Here is a 16,811-nt window from a genome sequence, read left to right as displayed (position 1 = left end):
ATTATAGGCCCATGGAATCTGCCGTCAACCCTTATTTTCATCTTTCTGTCACAAGGGTCAGAAACAGCGCAGAACACACCCCCTGTAGGAGCTAGCTTGCCAGCGATAGGGCCCGCAAGCCTTGCAGCGCCCAAAAGGACGCAATCGCCAGCAAGCCGGCTCCTACAGTTTGGGTGTTGCACCCAAAATGGGTGGACGACTACATAGTTGTAGGAGCTGGCTTGCCAGCGATGGGGCCAGCAAGCCTTGCAGCGTCCAAGATGACGCCATCGCCAGCAAGCCGGCTCCTACAGTTTGGGTGTTGCACCCAAAATGGTTGGACGACTACATAGTTGTGGGAGCTGGCTTGCCAGCGAAGGCGCCCATATAAGCAGCACAAGCTTCAAGGACGCCATCGCGGGCAATCCCAACGCCCACGAACGCGGCGCCAGCAAGGATCAAACGATTTTCAATGCCTTGAGAATAACCAGCGACTTCTCTGCAAACGCCTCGGCCTGCTCCAGCAATTCGGCCATATTCTCTTCGGCCGTGCTCAGCGCCTTGCCGTCCTTGACGATGCCCTCACCTTGTTCGCTGATAATCCCCCACGCCAGTTGCGCCCATTCGATCGGAAGCTTTTTCCCTTGCTTCATCGATATCAGGAACAATTGCCCGAAGCGGCTGACTGGCACACCACCGCCGGTCACCGGACTGGCCAAGGTCTGGATCTGATTGGTGAACAAGGAACGTTTGCACAGATGCAGATTGAGGGCACTGCAACGCGCCTGCACCAACTTCTCGGCTGCCTCGCTCTGACAGGGCGCGGCAACACCCATACCGACCAGGACATTGACCGACTGCTCCAGGTCGCCATAAGCCATCGAGGGCACAGCCGCCAGCAACTGGCGCAAGGTTTTCGGCACATAAGCCCTGGCCGCCAGGGCCTCGAGCACAGGGCCATAGACTTCTGCCTGCAGCGAGGCCTCCCCCGCCGGGCCACTGACGACACCCGGCACGCTGTCTACTGCCTGCAACATGACAAACCGCGTATTGAGCATGCTCTCGCGCTGTTCCGCAGCGGACAATCTGCTCGCACCGCGCAGGTACAGATCGCGACGAAAATGCTGGTTGACGAAGTAGTCACGCGCCTGCTCGCGCATGATCGGATGCTCGATACCCTCCAGGAAATCCATGCCCTCGGCACTCAGGTTGAGCGGGTCCACCGAATCCAGCGGCGCGGCCGTCGTGGCATAGTCGAGCTTGGCCGCAGACAAGGCATCCACCACATCAGTGAAGTACATGCAGTTCCAGTCGCGGTTGAAATACTCATGGGCTACATATTGGCGATTCTGCCCCTTGATGCTCTGCAGCTTGGCGCCCAGGCTCGGCGCCGCGCTGGCGTATAGGGGATTGGCCGCCAGCAGCGCCTCGGAGAACTGCAACGCCGCATCGATCCGTTCGCCCGGGCGTATCGAGGTGCTGGAGGCAAAGCGATCATGCAGGCTGAACAACTGACGCAGCGGTGCCGAAGGCGACCAGCCCGGGAAGCAGTTGTAGCTGACGTAAAGCAGACCACCAGGCTTGAGATACCGACGGACGAATTCGACGATCAGTTTCTGGTTATCGCGACTGACCCAGGTCCAGATGCCATGCAGGCTGATACTGTCGAATTGCGGCAGATCCTTACGGGCCAGCAATTGTTCGAAGCTGTCGTCATAGAGTTGGGCATTACCGCCGTAGCTGCTTGCCAGCGTGTTGGCATGGGCCGCCTGGGCCGGATGGAAGTCCGTGCCCACGTAGCTTCCCGGATTCGCCGCGGCATGGATATTGACCGAGACACCCTGGCCGAAACCAAGCTCGCAGTGATAGGCATCTGCACTCTCCAGGCTCGCAAAACCACGCAACAACAAGCAGTAGCGCTGGAACACTGGATTGATTTCCCGGCAATACCCGTAGGTATAACCTTCGTCCGTGAAATAGCCTTCATTCCAAGCTTCGCCCATGACCGATGTCCCTCTATCTATTATCGAAAGCAGAAAGGCTTTTCTTATAAAGGGTGGCCATTGCCCACCACAAGCGAAAAATCCTGTCTTCAGCGCGGCCGACCTGAACGGCCGTTTTCGGGGGCGTGGTTCGCACTGGCAGCCGCCTGCCGTCATGAGCCTGGCGCTCACTTCGCATTGATAGCTGGATGCTTTGAATTGGGATGGTGTCCCAGGGCAGGTTCGAACTGCCAACCTTCCCCTTAGGAGGGGGATGCTCTATCCAATTGAGCTACTGAGACAACGAGCGACCACCCGGACGGGCGGCGCAAAGGACGGCGTGCATGTTAACGGGCATGCCACCGTTTGTCATGTCGTCCGGGGGCTTTTTGGTGCGTAGGTCGGAAAACCCGCCTCCCTACCCCCTATTGCACCGTTCGTCCACTAGATAATCGGCCAAATGCCACTATCCTCTAACAGTAGAGGCAAAAGGCCAGATCACCGCGTAGCATATGCGGCAGGGAGGTTTGATGCCTTCAGACGGGCTTGGGATGGCCGATCAGAGCGCCGCACCGGGAAAAACTTTCAAACCAGTGCGCATTTCTGATAATTGGTGCTGGCATATTGCCTGTGTCCAGTTCAATATTTGTCACAGAATTGACGCCAATGATCTGGCAAATTTGAGGCATGATGCGGGCCTCTTATCAATTCAGGTTGAACATTTGGCAAAGCATGCTGTCCTACTGACATCCTGCGGCCAATTCCGAGAACCGCTCCCCTGAACTAACCGGTTTAAAACTATGCGCCCATTGAAACAGGCAATTTATTCCAGCCGTACCGCTGACAAATTCGTCGTGCGTCTGCCCGATGGAATGCGTGAACGCATCGCCGAGGTGTCTCGTAACCATCACCGAAGCATGAATTCCGAAATCATTGCACGCCTGGAGCAGAGTCTTATTCAGGAAGGTGCACTGGGTGACGAACTGAGCATGCGCCTGGACAGCCCCGAGCTATCCCTGCATGAACGCGAGTTGCTGCAGCGCTTCCGTCAACTTTCCCACCGCCAGCAGAATGCCCTGGTGTCGCTGATTGCACACGACGCCGAAATGGCCGCAGACGCCAACTGATTCATCCCTGAAAGCTCAAGCCAGCCTCGCGCTGGCTTTTTTTTTGCGTGGAATTCGGGAGAGGCAATACACCAGGGCCGACAAGCCCGGGGATAACGCAGAGATGGCGCAGCCGATCCCATGGGGAGGCTGCGCCGGAAGACTCAGAGCAGGAAAATCGTCGCCAGCCCGAGGAAGATGAAGAAGCCGCCGCTGTCGGTCATGGCAGTGATCATCACACTCGCCCCCATCGCCGGGTCACGCCCCAGCCGCGCCAGCGTCATCGGGATCAGCACGCCCATCAAGGCCGCCAACAGCAGGTTCAAGGTCATCGCGGCGGTCATGACGACACCCAGCGACCAACTGCCATAGAGCAGATACGCCACGACACCAATCACACCACCCCACATGACCCCATTGATCAGGGCGACAGCCAGCTCCTTGCGCATCAGCCGCGAGGTATTGCCGGTACTGACCTGGTCCAGCGCCATGGCCCGCACGATCATGGTGATCGTCTGGTTGCCGGAGTTGCCACCGATGCCCGCGACGATAGGCATCAGCGCAGCCAGGGCAACCAGTTTCTCGATGGACCCTTCGAACAGACCGATCACCCGCGAGGCGAGAAAGGCCGTGATCAGGTTGATCGCCAGCCACGCCCAGCGGTTGCGCAGGGACTTCCAGACCGACGCAAAGATATCTTCCTCTTCCCGCAGACCCGCCATGTTGAGGACTTCGCTTTCGCTCTCCTCACGGATCAGGTCGACCATTTCGTCGATGGTCAGACGGCCAATGAGCTTGCCGTTCTTGTCGACGACCGGCGCGGAGATCAGGTCATAACGCTCGAAGGCCTGCGCCGCGTCATAAGCATCCTCGTCCGGGTGGAAACTCACCGGATCGCTGGCCATGACCTCGGCCACCTGCTTGTCGGGATCATTGACCAGCAATCGCTTGATCGGCAGCACGCCCTTGAGCACACCGTCGTAATCCACCACAAAAAGCTTGTCGGTATGACCCGGCAGCTCCTTGAGCCGACGCAGATAACGCAACACCACTTCCAGGCTGACGTCTTCGCGGATGGTAACCATCTCGAAGTCCATCAGCGCGCCGACCTGCTCCTCGTCATAGGACAGCGCGGAGCGAACGCGCTCACGCTGCTGACCGTCAAGGGCTTCCATCAGCTCATGGACCACGTCCCGCGGCAGCTCGGGGGCGAGGTCAGCGAGTTCGTCGGCATCCATCTCCTTGGCCGCGGCCAGGAGCTCGTGATCGTCCATGTCGGCGATCAGCGTTTCTCGTACGGAGTCGGAAACCTCGAGGAGGATGTCGCCGTCGCGCTCGGCCTTGACCAGTTGCCAGACGGTCAGGCGATCGTCCAGGGGCAAGGCTTCAAGAATATAGGCAACGTCGGCGGAGTGCAGATCATCAAGCTTGCGCTGCAACTCGACGAGGTTCTGCCGGTGAACCAGGTTCTCCACCCGGTCCTGATGATGACCTTCCTGACGATGGGTCAGGTCCTCGACCACTCGCTGGCGCTGCAACAGCTCAACGACTTGAGCGAGGCGGTCCTGCAAACTGTCTTGTGATTTCTTTACTTCAACTTCGGTCATAGGCGAACTCCACTCCCAGCAGCGGGGCACGCCGGAAGGATCAATCAGTCAATTCATGATTGGTAAAGCGGGGTACTGAGTAACTACTGGGTAAGTCCATGGAGGTATTCCACAAGCCCCGGCGGGGCTGACGGGCGCAATCATACACCGCCTCAGGTGCTTTAACGGCAAAAATCTTGGCAAGAACAAGCGCTTGCGAGACAAAGCCGAGCATTCTTCGGCTGCTTTCTACTCCGACGACTCATCCTGAAAAGAAAACACACGCCCGATGAAAAAGTCAGCGACTAGGCTTGGGTGACAACCGTCATGGAGGACGTCCGATGCCCACCAGAGCCTGCTGCCTGCTGATTCCCCTCGCGCTCCAACTGCCTTCCTGCGCCAACGCGGCCATCGTGCAGCGCTGCGAAGACAGCAGCGGCCATATCACCTTCACCACGCTGGGCTGCACACAGGAGCAGCGCCTGCAGATCCAGCGGGCCGATAACCCGCCACCTGGCGGCAAGCAGTTCGCCGTTACACCGAAAGCGCCGCCTCAGGCAAAAAGCACCGCCACCCGGGAACTGATCGTAGTCGGCGAACATGACGATGGATGTGGCAATCAGCTCGACGCCAGAAGCAGACGCCAGGCCATCATCCAGCAGCAGGTGCGTCCGGGCATGAATCGCCTGGAAGTGGAAAGCGCCCTGGGCAGGCCGGACAGGATCAGCACGAGCAACAGCGCCACGCGTTATCACTACAACCTGAAGAAAGGTCGCAGCAGCCTGGTGCTGTTCGATGAGAAGGGTTGTGTCAAACGCTAGACAGCAAAAAGCCCGCAACCAGTGCGGGCTTCTTGGTGTATGGTGCACTCGACAGGATTCGAACCTGTGACCGCTCGGTTCGTAGCCGAGTACTCTATCCAGCTGAGCTACGAGTGCATTTGTTGCCGCGCATTATAGGCCGTCAAATCTCTTTGTAAAGCACTTTTTCTAGTAATTTCAACAACTTACAGAAGAAGCCAGATTGTAACGTACTAAACGAATAATGGCGGAGAACGGGGGATTCGAACCCCCGACACCCTTTTGAGGTGTACTCCCTTAGCAGGGGAGCGCCTTCGGCCACTCGGCCAGCTCTCCGCAACACGGGGCGTATATTAACCAGCTTTCTCCCCGTTTGCAAACAAAAAAAACGAGAAAAATTAATGGCTTGGTTCTTCGTCCTTCTCTTTCTTGATCCGCAGGTAGATTTCCTCACGGTGCACGGCCACCTCCTTGGGGGCGTTGACACCAATACGCACTTGATTTCCTTTGACGCCGAGCACGGTCACAGTGATTTCACCATCACCAATGATCAGGCTTTCTGCGCACCGACGAGTCAGAATCAGCATACCTATCTCCTCACGCATTTCAGTTCAGGGACAACACAGTCTGCAAAAAAAAGGGCTTCGGCCTACATGCTAGATAGCCATAGCCCTACGCACCTAAGTATTGACGAGCCCGGGCAAAAGGACAGCGCTTGCCCGCGCTTATCAAAAAACACGAAGGGCGCGGTTCAACCGCGCCCTTCGGCATGACGCATCACTCGCCCTGGCGGGCCGGTGCGTCCAGTTCAAACGCCGTGTGCAATGCACGCACGGCCAGTTCCAGGTACTTCTCCTCGATCACTACCGAAACCTTGATTTCGGAGGTCGAGATCATCTGGATATTGATGCTTTCCTTAGCCAGCGCTTCGAACATGCGACTGGCCACGCCTGCGTGGGAGCGCATGCCAACACCGACGATCGACACCTTGGCGATCTTGGTATCGCCGACCACTTCCCGCGCACCGATTTCACGCGCGGTGTTTTCCAGCACGGTCTGCGCCGCCTGGTAGTCGTTGCGGTGAACGGTGAAGGTGAAGTCGGTGGTGTTATCGTGCGCGACATTCTGCACGATCATGTCGACTTCGATGTTGGCGGCGCTGATCGGGCCGAGAATCTTGAAGGCCACGCCCGGGGTATCAGGCACGCCACGGATGGTCAGCTTGGCTTCATCGCGGTTGAAGGCGATGCCGGAAATGATCGGCTGTTCCATGGATTCCTCTTCATCAATAGTAATGAGGGTACCCGGACCCTCCTTAAAGCTGTGCAGGACGCGCAGCGGAACGTTGTACTTGCCGGCGAACTCGACCGCGCGGATCTGCAGCACCTTGGAACCGAGGCTGGCCATTTCCAGCATCTCTTCGAAGGTGATCTTGTCCAGGCGCTGGGCCGAGGACACGACACGCGGGTCGGTGGTGTAGACGCCGTCGACATCGGTGTAGATCTGGCACTCGTCAGCCTTCAGGGCTGCCGCCAGTGCAACGCCGGTGGTATCGGAACCGCCACGACCGAGGGTGGTGATATTGCCGTTCTCGTCGACGCCCTGGAACCCGGCGACAACAACCACACGCCCTTCCTTCAGATCGGCACGAATCTTCTGATCGTCGATCTGCAGGATGCGTGCTTTATTGTGCGCGCTATCTGTCAGGATCCGCACCTGGTTACCGGTGTAGGACACCGCCGGCACACCACGCTTGATCAGTGCCATGGCCAGCAACGCAATGGTCACCTGCTCACCGGTGGAAACGATCACATCCAGCTCACGGGGAACCGGCTGGTTTTCGCCACTGATTTGTTTGGCCAGATCGATCAGGCGGTTGGTCTCGCCGCTCATCGCAGACAGCACAACCACCAGGTCATCGCCGGCTTCGCGGAATTTCTTCACCTTGTCGGCGACCTGCTCGATTCTCTCGACGGTGCCGACCGAGGTGCCTCCAAATTTCTGTACGATCAAAGCCATTTCTAAGCCGCCTCAGCCCGTAAAGGGGCGCCCATTAATCATTCAAACCACAGCCCCGTTGCCCGTCACTAGACGACGGGCATTGGCGAGGCCTTAAACGCCATGCTCGACAAATGGCACGGTCAGGGCCAGTGCTGCATCCAGTGCCGCGGCGTCGATACCACCGCCTTGCGCCATGTCCGGACGACCACCCCCCTTCCCGCCCACTGCCGCAGCGGCCTGCTTCATCAGATCACCGGCTTTGAGTTGGCCGGTCAGGTCCTTGGTCACGCCTGCGACCAGAACGACCTTTTCCTCATGGACACTGCCGAGCAGGATCACTGCGCGGCCGAGTTTGTTTTTCAGTTGATCGACCAGTGCCAGCAGGGCCTTGCCATCCTGACCATCCAGACGCGCGGCCAGGACTTTCACACCCTTGACGTCCTGGGCCTGCGCCGACAGGTCGTCACCCGCGGCGCTTGCGGCCTTGGCCTGCAATTGCTCGAGTTGTTTTTCCAGCAGGCGGTTGCGCTCCAGCACAGCCGACAGCTTGTCGATCAGGTTGTCGCGGCTGCCCTTGATCAGGTTCGCGGCTTCCTTGAGTTGCTCTTCGGCGGCATTCAGGTAGGCCAGTGCCGCGGCACCGGTGACTGCCTCGATGCGCCGTACACCCGATGCCACGCCGCCTTCGCTGATGATTTTCAGCAGGCCGATGTCACCGGTACGGTTGGCGTGGATACCGCCACACAGTTCGACGGAGAAATCCCCGCCCATGCTCAGGACACGCACACTGTCGCCGTACTTCTCGCCGAACAGTGCCATGGCGCCCTTCTTCTTGGCGGTGTCGATATCGGTTTCTTCGGTTTCCACCGCCGAGTTCTTGCGGATCTCGGCGTTGACGATGTCTTCCAGGGCCTTGATCTGCTCCGGCTTGATGGCTTCGAAGTGGCTGAAGTCAAAGCGCAGGCGCTGACTGTCGACCAACGACCCCTTCTGCTGGACATGCTCGCCCAGCACCTGACGCAATGCAGCGTGCAACAGGTGGGTGGCCGAGTGGTTCAGCGAGGTGGCGTGACGCACATCGGCGGCGACCTGGGTTTCCACCTGGGTGCCGACCAGCAGACTGCCCTGGGCCAGGACACCATGGTGCAGGAAAGCCCCGCCGGTTTTGGTGGTATCGCGGACATCGAAGCGACCGGCAGCCGCCTGCAGATACCCGCAATCGCCGATCTGACCGCCCGACTCGGCGTAGAACGGTGTCTGGTCCAGGACCACAACGCCTTCTTCACCTTCATTCAAGACGTCGACCGACTGCCCTTCTTTATAGAGCGCGATCACTTTCGCCGAACCACTGGTGGCGCTGTAGCCGGTGAACTCGGTGGCCACATCGACCTTGACCAGGCTGTTGTAGTCCATGCCAAAGGAACTGGCGGAACGCGCGCGCACCCGCTGGGCTTCCATCTCGCGCTCGAAACCGGCCTCGTCGAGGGTCAGGTTGCGTTCGCGGGCGATGTCGCCGGTCAGGTCCATCGGGAAACCGTAGGTGTCGTACAGCTTGAACACCACGTCACCCGGAACCACGCTGCCCTTGAGCTCGGCCAGGTCCTGCTCGAGGATCTTCAGGCCCTGCTCCAGGGTCTTGGCGAACTGCTCTTCCTCGGCCTTCAGCACACGCTCGATATGCGCCTGCTGGGATTTCAACTCAGGGAAGGCCTCACCCATTTCGGCAACCAGGGCCGCGACGATCTGGTAGAAGAAACTGCCCTTGGCCCCGAGCTTGTTGCCGTGACGGCAGGCGCGACGAATGATCCGGCGCAGCACATAACCGCGGCCTTCGTTGGACGGCAGCACGCCGTCGGCGATCAGGAAACCGCAGGAGCGAATATGGTCGGCGACCACTTTCAGCGAAGCCTGGTTGTCATTGGTGCAACCGATGGCCTGGGCCGAAGCGCTCAGCAGGCTCTGGAACAGGTCGATTTCATAGTTGGAGTGAACGTGCTGCAGCACCGCGCTGATCCGCTCCAGGCCCATGCCGGTGTCCACCGACGGTGCCGGCAGCGGATGCAGCACGCCATCGGCGGTGCGGTTGAACTGCATGAACACGTTGTTCCAGATCTCGATGTAACGGTCACCGTCTTCTTCCGGCGAGCCGGGCGGGCCGCCCCAGATATCGGCGCCGTGGTCGTAGAAGATCTCGGTGCAAGGACCGCACGGGCCGGTATCGCCCATGGTCCAGAAGTTGTCAGAGGCGTAAGGCGCGCCTTTGTTGTCGCCGATACGGACCATGCGCTCGGCCGGCACGCCGACCTCCTTGGTCCAGATATCGTAGGCTTCGTCGTCGCTGGCGTAGACCGTGACCCAGAGCTTTTCCTTCGGCAGGTTCAACCACTGGTCGGAGGTCAGGAAGGTCCAGGCGAAGGTGATCGCATCGCGCTTGAAGTAGTCGCCGAAGCTGAAGTTGCCCAGCATTTCGAAAAAGGTGTGGTGACGAGCGGTATAACCGACGTTTTCCAGGTCGTTGTGCTTGCCGCCGGCGCGTACGCACTTCTGGCTGCTGACGGCGCGGGTGTAGGCGCGCTTTTCCTGGCCCAGGAAACAATCCTTGAACTGGTTCATCCCCGCGTTGGTGAACAGCAGGGTTGGGTCATTGCCCGGAATCAAAGAGCTGGAGGCGACACGGGTGTGGCCTTGCTGTTCGAAGAAGCGAAGGAAGGCTTCACGGATTTCTGCGCTTTTCATAGGTTCTTCCACGGAGTCTGCGGCCGGAGGCAAGTGCATCACGTCTGAATGGATTTGCGACTTGCAAAGGGCCGCATTATATCGGCCCTGAGCCTTGGGTACAGTGTGTTTATACGATAGAAACCGTCAATTGGACGGCCTGCAGGCTCATTGGCGGTTAAATTCGGCAAATACCGCGACCACCTGCTCGATTTGTGCACGGTCGACGTCCATATGGGTGACCATCCGCAGGCGCGGCGCGGCACTGAGGCGCACCCCGCGCTCGGCGGCAAACGCCTTGAGCGCGTTCGCCCGCTCGCCGAGGTCGGCGTAGACCATGTTGGTCTGTACCGGCTCGATCCGATAGCCCGCCTCACGCAAGCCATCGGCCAGGTGCAACGCATTGGCATGGTCGTCGGCCAGGCGCGCGACCTGGTGATCCAGTGCATACAGCCCCGCTGCCGCCAACAGGCCGGCCTGGCGCATACCGCCGCCGACCATCTTGCGCAGGCGCCGCGCCTTGCCGATCAGTTCCTCGCTGCCGCACAGTACCGAACCCACCGGCGCGCCCAGGCCCTTGGACAGGCAGACCGAAACCGAATCGAAGTGTCGGGTGATTTCACGCGCATCGACGCCCAGCTTGACCGCCGCGTTATACAGCCGAGCACCATCCAGGTGCAGTGCCAGTCCCTGTTCCCGGGTCAAGCGACGGGCCGCCGCCAGGTATTCCAGCGGCAGGACCTTGCCCTGCATGGTGTTTTCCAGGGCCAGCAGGCGGGTGCGGGCAAAATGGAAGTCATCGGGCTTGATCGCCGCCCTGACCTGCGCCAGGTCCAGCGAGCCGTCGGCCTGGACTTCCAGCGGCTGCGGCTGGATCGAACCGAGCACCGCGGCGCCGCCGCCTTCATATTTATAGGTATGGCACTGCTGGCCGACGATGTACTCGTCACCGCGCTCGCAGTGGGCCATCAACCCCAGCAGGTTGCTCATGGTCCCGGTGGGCACGAAGAGCGCCCGGGCGAAGCCCAGCCGATCGGCCAGTTCGCTTTCAAGGCGATTGACCGACGGATCTTCGCCATACACATCATCCCCCAGGGGCGCATTCGCCATGGCCTCGCGCATACCGGCGCTGGGTTGGGTAACGGTGTCACTACGAAGATCGATAACAGTCATGAAACAGGCCTCGGCAATGGAGCGCTGATGTCGGGAATATCCCTTTCGAAAGCAATTACTGCGGTCACGGCGAGGGATAATCAAGCTCTGCCGCAGGAAATGTCGGAGAGCCGCCATGAAAATTCGATGGTTATTATCGTAAAGGCGGCATGCACACCTGTGAAATATATGGTAAAAATCGGGCGCCGCCAGAAAAGCTGGCGGCAACGTTCTCAGGGCGGGGTGTAATTCCCCACCGGCGGTAATTGCGCGCAATGCGCATAGCCCGCGAGCGCTTGGCGAGTCGGACGGTCTCGACGGTCCCTCGGCAAGGTCAGCAGACCCGGTGTGATCCCGGGGCCGACGGTCATAGTCCGGATGAAGAGAGAACGGGATTGACACCCAAGGGCCGTCCACCGGATCCCCGTGCGCATGCCTGGCAGCATCGCACAGCCGACCTGAACGTACCCTTGAATCCCATTCGATTCATAACGCCCTGTTTTTCACACAAACAGGAGTCAGAACAGATGCAACCCACCACCCTTCACCACACTCAGCGGATCGCGTTCATCCAGGCTTGCTGGCACAAGGATATCGTTGATCAGGCTCGCCACGGCTTCGTCTCGGAAATCGCCAAGCTGGGCTACCAGGAAAGTGATATCGACTTCTTCGAAGTCGGCGGTGCCTTCGAGATCCCCCTGCATGCCAAGCTGCTGGCCAAGTCCGGCCGTTATGCCGGCGTCGTCGCTGCCGGCCTGGTGGTCGACGGCGGGATCTACCGCCACGACTTCGTCGCCACGGCGGTGATCGACGGCCTGATGCAGGTCCAGCTGGACACCGAAGTACCGGTGTTTTCCGTAGTGCTGACCCCGCACCACTTCCACGCCGGCGAAGAGCACCAGAAGTTCTTCTTCGATCACTTCGTGCACAAGGGTCAGGAAGCCGCGAAAACCTGCGCCGACACCCTGAGCAAACTGCGTGCGCTGCCGCGTCCCGCAGCACAGAAACTGGCGGTCTGATCCATCTGCGCACCTGCCGGCCCGTCGCCGGCAGGTCATAACTATCTACCCTCTCCCGGCAGCGCCAATGCGCTTAAGTGGATTCGACGCCAGGCCCCCTCAAGGGCTTTCGAAACCCACCGCCCGCGGAGACACCGCACATGAACGACTCCCCCACACCCGACACGGCCCCGCCGCTCATGCCCTATCAGGAGCATTGGATCGACGGCCAGGCCCGCTCCATCGACGAGCGCTACCAGATCCTCCAGGAATACCGGGACGACTACAAACCGACCTCAACCTACCGACTCTCGGCAGAGAATGATCCGATCCTGATAGAGCGAAAGATCGTTTCGACATCCTACAAGCCGCCCCACTCGACGCTGGACTACCTGATATTCACCACCGGCGATAGTGCCGACACCGTGAGGGTCCATTGTCCGCAGGAGCAATTGATAGTCGACATCAACCATGAGCGTTACCTGATCAGCCCGGCCTCTCTGCAACAGATACTGGTCATCCGCACCCGCGGCGGGCCCGACAGGGTGACGGTCGATGAACAGGTGAAGCTGCGGACCATCGTCGAAACCGCCGACGGCGACGATGTGATCCACAGCGAAGGCGCCGAAATCCAGATCCATGCCGGTCCGGGCGATGACTTCATCACCACGGGTGCAGGCGGCAAGGCCTACGTCGAGGCCGGAGAAGGCAACGACATGGTCTTTGTCGAAGGTGACGCCACCGTCTATGGCGGCGCCGGCAACGATCATATCAGCGCCACCGCCAGCCTGGACGACAGTCGCCATCTGCTCAACGGCGGCCTGGGCAACGATCTGCTGATCGGTGGCCGCGGGCACAGCATCCTCAGTGGCAGCGACGGCGACGACTCTATTCTGGCCGGCGTCGGGACCAACACCATCTACACCGGGGCCGGACAGGACACCGTCATGCTGATCAAACCGGCGGATAACGTCTTCAGCAACGACACCCGCGACCAGTTGTTCCAGGCAGCCCCCCAACCACCCGCCAATGCCGAGGAGCTGCGTGTACAGGCATCGTCTGCCGAGGGCTTGCGGATCACCCTGCTCAGCCACCTTGGCCTGGAGCATACCGGTCTCGTGGTCAACGGTTCCCCGGCATTTCAGGACCGGGTCAACGATGACCTGAGATTGCTCGGCGGCTCGCCCGTGGGTAGCCAGCTGTTATCGGTGCTGGATAAAACCGCCAGGGCACAGGGCATCGCCGTCACGATCAACCCGCTGGAATATGAGCACAACGCGCTGTTTCTGACCGATGCCCAGGCCCAGGGCGATATCTATATCAGAGACACAAGCGCGGGAGACGGACGCCCGGGAGGAAACATCCACTACAACCCGGCCGTTGAAATCGACGCGACTCCCGGCCTCGTCCTGCTCTACCACGAACTCTGCCACGCCTATAACCGGGTGACCGGAACGTCTTTCCCCGGGGATGGCTTCGACGGCCCCCGTGGCGACAAATCCCCAGGCACGGTGCCCAATGAGGAACTGCAGGTCATAGGCCTGCCGGCTGCGGTAACGCCCTTCGATTTCGACGCCGACCCGAATACTCCGGCGCTGGACACCAACCCGACGCCCTTCACCGAAAACGGCTTGCGCGAAGAGCTGGGCTTGGCCCCGCGAAACTGGGCACAGCCACGCTAAACCAGCGTCTCGTCTCCCGACGGCACCACCAGGATCCCCGCCCGCAGGCCGTTTTTCACCTTCGGGTTGGGGAAAATGATCCGGGCGCCCTGCTCTTCCACCACCCAGCGACTGTTCGCCAGGTCTTCGGCCAGCAGGTAGCCCTTGGGCAGTTCGGTGAAATTCTCGATATCCGCCGGCAGGTGCAACAGGAAGGAATCGCTGTGCTTGATGATTTCCCGCGCCACGCTGAACAGTTGCAGGCCATCGAGGCTGTCATCGACAACCGGCTCGCTGCCCTCGATCAGTTGCTTGAGGCAGCGCTCCAGGCGGGAAACGTCAACTCCCTGGTTCTGGCCGAACGGCCGGGCCTTGCCCAGCTCCAGGGTAAAGGACTCGGCGCCCAGCTTGTCGTAGGTGTAGCTGCTGAAGACGATGGAGGGTTTGTTCTGCAGCAGCACCGCCGACATGCCGGCGGCGCGCAGGCGGGCCAGTTCGCGACGGGAATGGGCACGTCCTTCCTTGTACGGGTAGAGCGCGAACTGTTCGATCTTCGAACCGCGAATCGCCGTGTGCAGGTCGTAGTGCACACGACCGCGATCGGCGACGCTGAAGAAACTCGCCGCCAGCCGCTCCAGCTCACAGGCACGCAAGGCTTCGCTGCCACTGCTTTGTTCATGCCGGCCGTTGAACAGCCGGTTGACGTCCTGCTCGACATAACGCTCGCCGCGACGCATCGCCTCGGGGTTGCCGAACAGGAACAGAATGCGTGCCCGAGGCTTCAGGTCGCCCCGGGCAATGTCGTGCAACAGGCGATCGAGCAATTCGATCGGTGCTGTCTCGTTACCGTGGATACCGGCGGACAGCAGCAGGTCCTGGCCGTTATCCCTGGCCTCGGGAGGTCGCACTTCCAGCGCGCCCTCGCTCAGCCAGCGCATCCGCACGCCTTCGACCGTCAGTTGAGTCTTCTCTGCCGGTTCGCGACCGGCGAGGGTCAATTCAAGCAGTTTGCCGAGGGCGAGCATAATGCGCTGTTCCTTGATCAGTGATCGTGGTTGCAATCGGGGCCGTGCACGTGATCGTCGTCGCCGACGTCGGCCGGTTCCATTTCCAGTTGCAGACTTACAAGATTAGTCGCCAATGGGCGAAGCAGCAGGTTGGCGTATTCGGCATCGCCCTCTTCGACATCGACGCCGATCAGCAATTGGCCGCGACCGTCGTGCTGGATCCACAACTCCTTGCCCTGCCATATCACGGCAACGCGCGTGCAGGAGGTTTCCAGTTGAGTGCCGTCGGTGTCTTCAAGAATCAGCTGCAGGGTATCGCTCATGGTCGTGCTCTCATCTGGAGGAAAAGCCGGGCGCCCGACCTTCTGGTAAAGAAGGCCGGGCGCGCGCTTTCAATTGATCTGGAATGGATAAACCGCGCCCAGTTTAAGGATTTGCGTCAGTTCATCCAGTGCCGTCCGGCACTCCAGCAGCAACTGCGGGTCTGCCAGGTCGCTTTCGCGCAGGGAGTCGCGGTAGTGCTTTTCGACCCATTGGGTCAGCGTGTCGTACAACGGCGCGGTCATGATAACCCCTGGGTTGACCGCCACCAGCTCGGTTTCATTCAGCGCGACACGCAGGCGCAGGCACGCCGGCCCGCCACCGTTCTGCATGCTCTGCTTGAGGTCGAAGACTTTCACCTCGCGGATCACCCCGGCAGCGGCCGTCAGGCCCTGCAGGTACTGCCAGACGCGCTCGTTCTTGCGGCACTCTTCCGGCACGATCAGCATCATGGTGCCGTCGGCGCGGGTCAGCAGCTGGCTGTTGAACAGGTAGGAACGCACCGCGTCATCCACCGTCACCAGGGCACGCGGCACGCAGACCGCCTGGAAGTTGCCGCCGCACCTGGCCAGTTTGTCGCGCAGTTCGGCCAGTACCCGCTCGGTGTCGAGGAAGGCGTCCTCGTGATAGAACAGCACCTCGCCATTCCCCACCGCGATCACATCGTTGTGGAATACACCCTGGTCGATCACCGCCGGGTTCTGCTGGGCATAGACCACACCGTCATCGCTCAGGCCGTGCAGGCGGGCGACCGCCTGGGAGGCTTCGAGGGTCTGCCGTGCCGGGTATTTCTGCGGCGCCGGGTAGCGGGTATCGAAGGCACTGCGGCCGAACACGAAGAACTCGACACCGGCCTCGCCGTATTCACGACAGAAGCGGGTGTGGTTGGCCGCGCCTTCGTCGCCGAACTGGGCGACGGCGGGCAACGCCGCGTGGTGGGCGAAGTGCTTGCTGTCAGCGAACATCGCGCCGAGCACACGGCTGGTGGTCGGGTGTTCGATGCTGCGGTGATACTTGCAGTTCAGGTTGGCCGCGGTGAAGTGCACGCGACCGTCGGCGGTGTCGGCACTCGGGCTGACGGTGCCGGCGTTGGCCACCCACATGCTCGAGGCCGAGCAACTGGCGACCAGCAACGGCATGGCCTGCCTGGCCGCCTGCTCGATCACCTGCGCGTCGGTGCCGGCAAAGCCGAGCCGGCGCAGGGCGGCGACATCCGGACGTTCCTGGGGTGCGAGCACGCCCTGGACAAAGCCCATCTCCATCAGCACCTTCATCTTCGCCAGGCCTTGCAACGCCGCTTCCTTCGGATTGGAAGCCTGCTGGCTGTTGCTCTGGGAAGCGACGTTGCCGTAGGACAAGCCGCCGTAGTTATGGGTCGGGCCTACAAGACCGTCAAAATTGACTTCAAAGGATTTCATCGGCGAGGCTCCATGAATCTGTTTTTATAAGCACAAATCATCTGCGTATGGCGACCGCTTCGCGGTCATCGCTGACAAGCCAGCG

The 16,811-nt window shown here is 60.4% G+C and carries 14 protein-coding genes, 3 tRNA genes and 1 riboswitch; of the genes, 5 read left to right on the top strand and 12 right to left on the bottom strand.

All coding sequences use genetic code 11. The features are described from left to right. Positions 1 to 437 precede the first annotated feature (437 nt). Entirely contained in the window at positions 438 to 1,982 is a 1,545-nt protein-coding gene (locus ACL9RJ_RS25325) for a class I SAM-dependent methyltransferase (protein WP_177118846.1), read from the bottom strand. 204 nt (positions 1,983 to 2,186) lie between these two features. Beyond that, positions 2,187 to 2,263, bottom strand: a tRNA-Arg gene (locus ACL9RJ_RS25320). A 498-nt stretch (positions 2,264 to 2,761) separates the two neighbouring features. Here ACL9RJ_RS25320 and ACL9RJ_RS25315 point away from each other — a divergent pair. Continuing rightward, entirely contained in the window at positions 2,762 to 3,088 is a 327-nt protein-coding gene (locus tag ACL9RJ_RS25315; protein ID WP_042935290.1) for an Arc family DNA-binding protein, read from the top strand. Between the two features lie 143 nt (positions 3,089 to 3,231). Here ACL9RJ_RS25315 and mgtE read toward each other — a convergent pair whose 3' ends face one another. Then, positions 3,232 to 4,674 (bottom strand): magnesium transporter, encoded by a 1,443-nt coding sequence (gene mgtE, locus ACL9RJ_RS25310; RefSeq protein WP_017126122.1) that lies wholly within the window; start codon positions 4,672 to 4,674, stop codon positions 3,232 to 3,234. A gap of 320 nt (positions 4,675 to 4,994) precedes the next feature. Between mgtE and ACL9RJ_RS25305 the strand changes: the two genes are divergently transcribed. Then, complete coding sequence (locus ACL9RJ_RS25305; protein ID WP_017126123.1) at positions 4,995 to 5,474, top strand: outer membrane protein assembly factor BamE; 480 nt, start codon at positions 4,995 to 4,997, stop codon at positions 5,472 to 5,474. Between the two features lie 40 nt (positions 5,475 to 5,514). Here ACL9RJ_RS25305 and ACL9RJ_RS25300 read toward each other — a convergent pair. The 6 genes from ACL9RJ_RS25300 to ltaE form a co-directional block, all read right to left on the bottom strand. Further along, positions 5,515 to 5,591: transfer RNA gene (locus ACL9RJ_RS25300), tRNA-Arg, on the bottom strand. A 107-nt stretch (positions 5,592 to 5,698) separates the two neighbouring features. Continuing rightward, a tRNA-Ser gene (locus ACL9RJ_RS25295) sits at positions 5,699 to 5,789 on the bottom strand. Positions 5,790 to 5,851: 62 nt separating this feature from the next. Further along, positions 5,852 to 6,040 carry a carbon storage regulator CsrA gene (gene csrA, locus ACL9RJ_RS25290; RefSeq protein WP_002554426.1) on the bottom strand — a complete coding sequence of 63 codons (189 nt, stop codon included), beginning with the start codon at positions 6,038 to 6,040 and terminating at the stop codon, positions 5,852 to 5,854. Between the two features lie 190 nt (positions 6,041 to 6,230). Continuing rightward, entirely contained in the window at positions 6,231 to 7,472 is a 1,242-nt protein-coding gene (locus ACL9RJ_RS25285) for an aspartate kinase (RefSeq protein ID WP_017126124.1), read from the bottom strand. A gap of 93 nt (positions 7,473 to 7,565) precedes the next feature. Further along, complete coding sequence (gene alaS, locus ACL9RJ_RS25280; protein WP_422765786.1) at positions 7,566 to 10,190, bottom strand: alanine--tRNA ligase; 2,625 nt, start codon at positions 10,188 to 10,190, stop codon at positions 7,566 to 7,568. 147 nt (positions 10,191 to 10,337) lie between these two features. Next, complete coding sequence (gene ltaE / locus ACL9RJ_RS25275) at positions 10,338 to 11,342, bottom strand: low-specificity L-threonine aldolase (protein WP_177083853.1); 1,005 nt, start codon at positions 11,340 to 11,342, stop codon at positions 10,338 to 10,340. Between the two features lie 27 nt (positions 11,343 to 11,369). On the opposite strand from ltaE, the gene ACL9RJ_RS25270 reads away from it, so the two are divergent. The 3 genes from ACL9RJ_RS25270 to ACL9RJ_RS25260 all read left to right on the top strand — a co-directional run bounded on the left by ACL9RJ_RS25270 (position 11,370) and on the right by ACL9RJ_RS25260 (position 14,001). Then, the gene (locus ACL9RJ_RS25270) at positions 11,370 to 11,570 is read left to right on the top strand and encodes a hypothetical protein (protein ID WP_158683233.1); all 201 of its coding nucleotides are present in this window, start codon (positions 11,370 to 11,372) and stop codon (positions 11,568 to 11,570) included. Further along, a riboswitch (FMN riboswitch) is annotated at positions 11,547 to 11,716 on the top strand. Its footprint overlaps the gene before it by 24 nt. A gap of 132 nt (positions 11,717 to 11,848) precedes the next feature. Further along, positions 11,849 to 12,340 carry a 6,7-dimethyl-8-ribityllumazine synthase gene (locus tag ACL9RJ_RS25265; RefSeq protein ID WP_017126127.1) on the top strand — a complete coding sequence of 164 codons (492 nt, stop codon included), beginning with the start codon at positions 11,849 to 11,851 and terminating at the stop codon, positions 12,338 to 12,340. Positions 12,341 to 12,480: 140 nt separating this feature from the next. Beyond that, the gene (locus tag ACL9RJ_RS25260) at positions 12,481 to 14,001 is read left to right on the top strand and encodes a M91 family zinc metallopeptidase (RefSeq protein ID WP_177118848.1); all 1,521 of its coding nucleotides are present in this window, start codon (positions 12,481 to 12,483) and stop codon (positions 13,999 to 14,001) included. On the opposite strand, the gene astE is transcribed toward ACL9RJ_RS25260, so the two are convergent. From astE to astB, 3 genes are all read right to left on the bottom strand, one after another. Next, on the bottom strand, positions 13,998 to 15,005 hold the full coding sequence (gene astE / locus ACL9RJ_RS25255) for a succinylglutamate desuccinylase (protein WP_017126129.1): 1,008 nt from the start codon (positions 15,003 to 15,005) through the stop codon (positions 13,998 to 14,000). The two genes, ACL9RJ_RS25260 and astE, sit on opposite strands and share 4 nt — an antisense overlap. Positions 15,006 to 15,022: 17 nt before the next feature. Then, positions 15,023 to 15,310 (bottom strand): topoisomerase II, encoded by a 288-nt coding sequence (locus ACL9RJ_RS25250; protein WP_103032975.1) that lies wholly within the window; start codon positions 15,308 to 15,310, stop codon positions 15,023 to 15,025. Positions 15,311 to 15,379: 69 nt separating this feature from the next. Next, entirely contained in the window at positions 15,380 to 16,726 is a 1,347-nt protein-coding gene (gene astB, locus ACL9RJ_RS25245) for an N-succinylarginine dihydrolase (protein ID WP_422765785.1), read from the bottom strand. Positions 16,727 to 16,811 lie beyond the last annotated feature (85 nt).

Source organism: Pseudomonas sp. Mn2068, from assembly GCF_049319725.1.
Lineage (GTDB): Bacteria > Pseudomonadota > Gammaproteobacteria > Pseudomonadales > Pseudomonadaceae > Aquipseudomonas > Aquipseudomonas gingeri.
The sequence above is the reverse complement of the archived record's forward strand: the minus strand, read 5'-3'. Positions and strand labels throughout refer to the sequence as shown.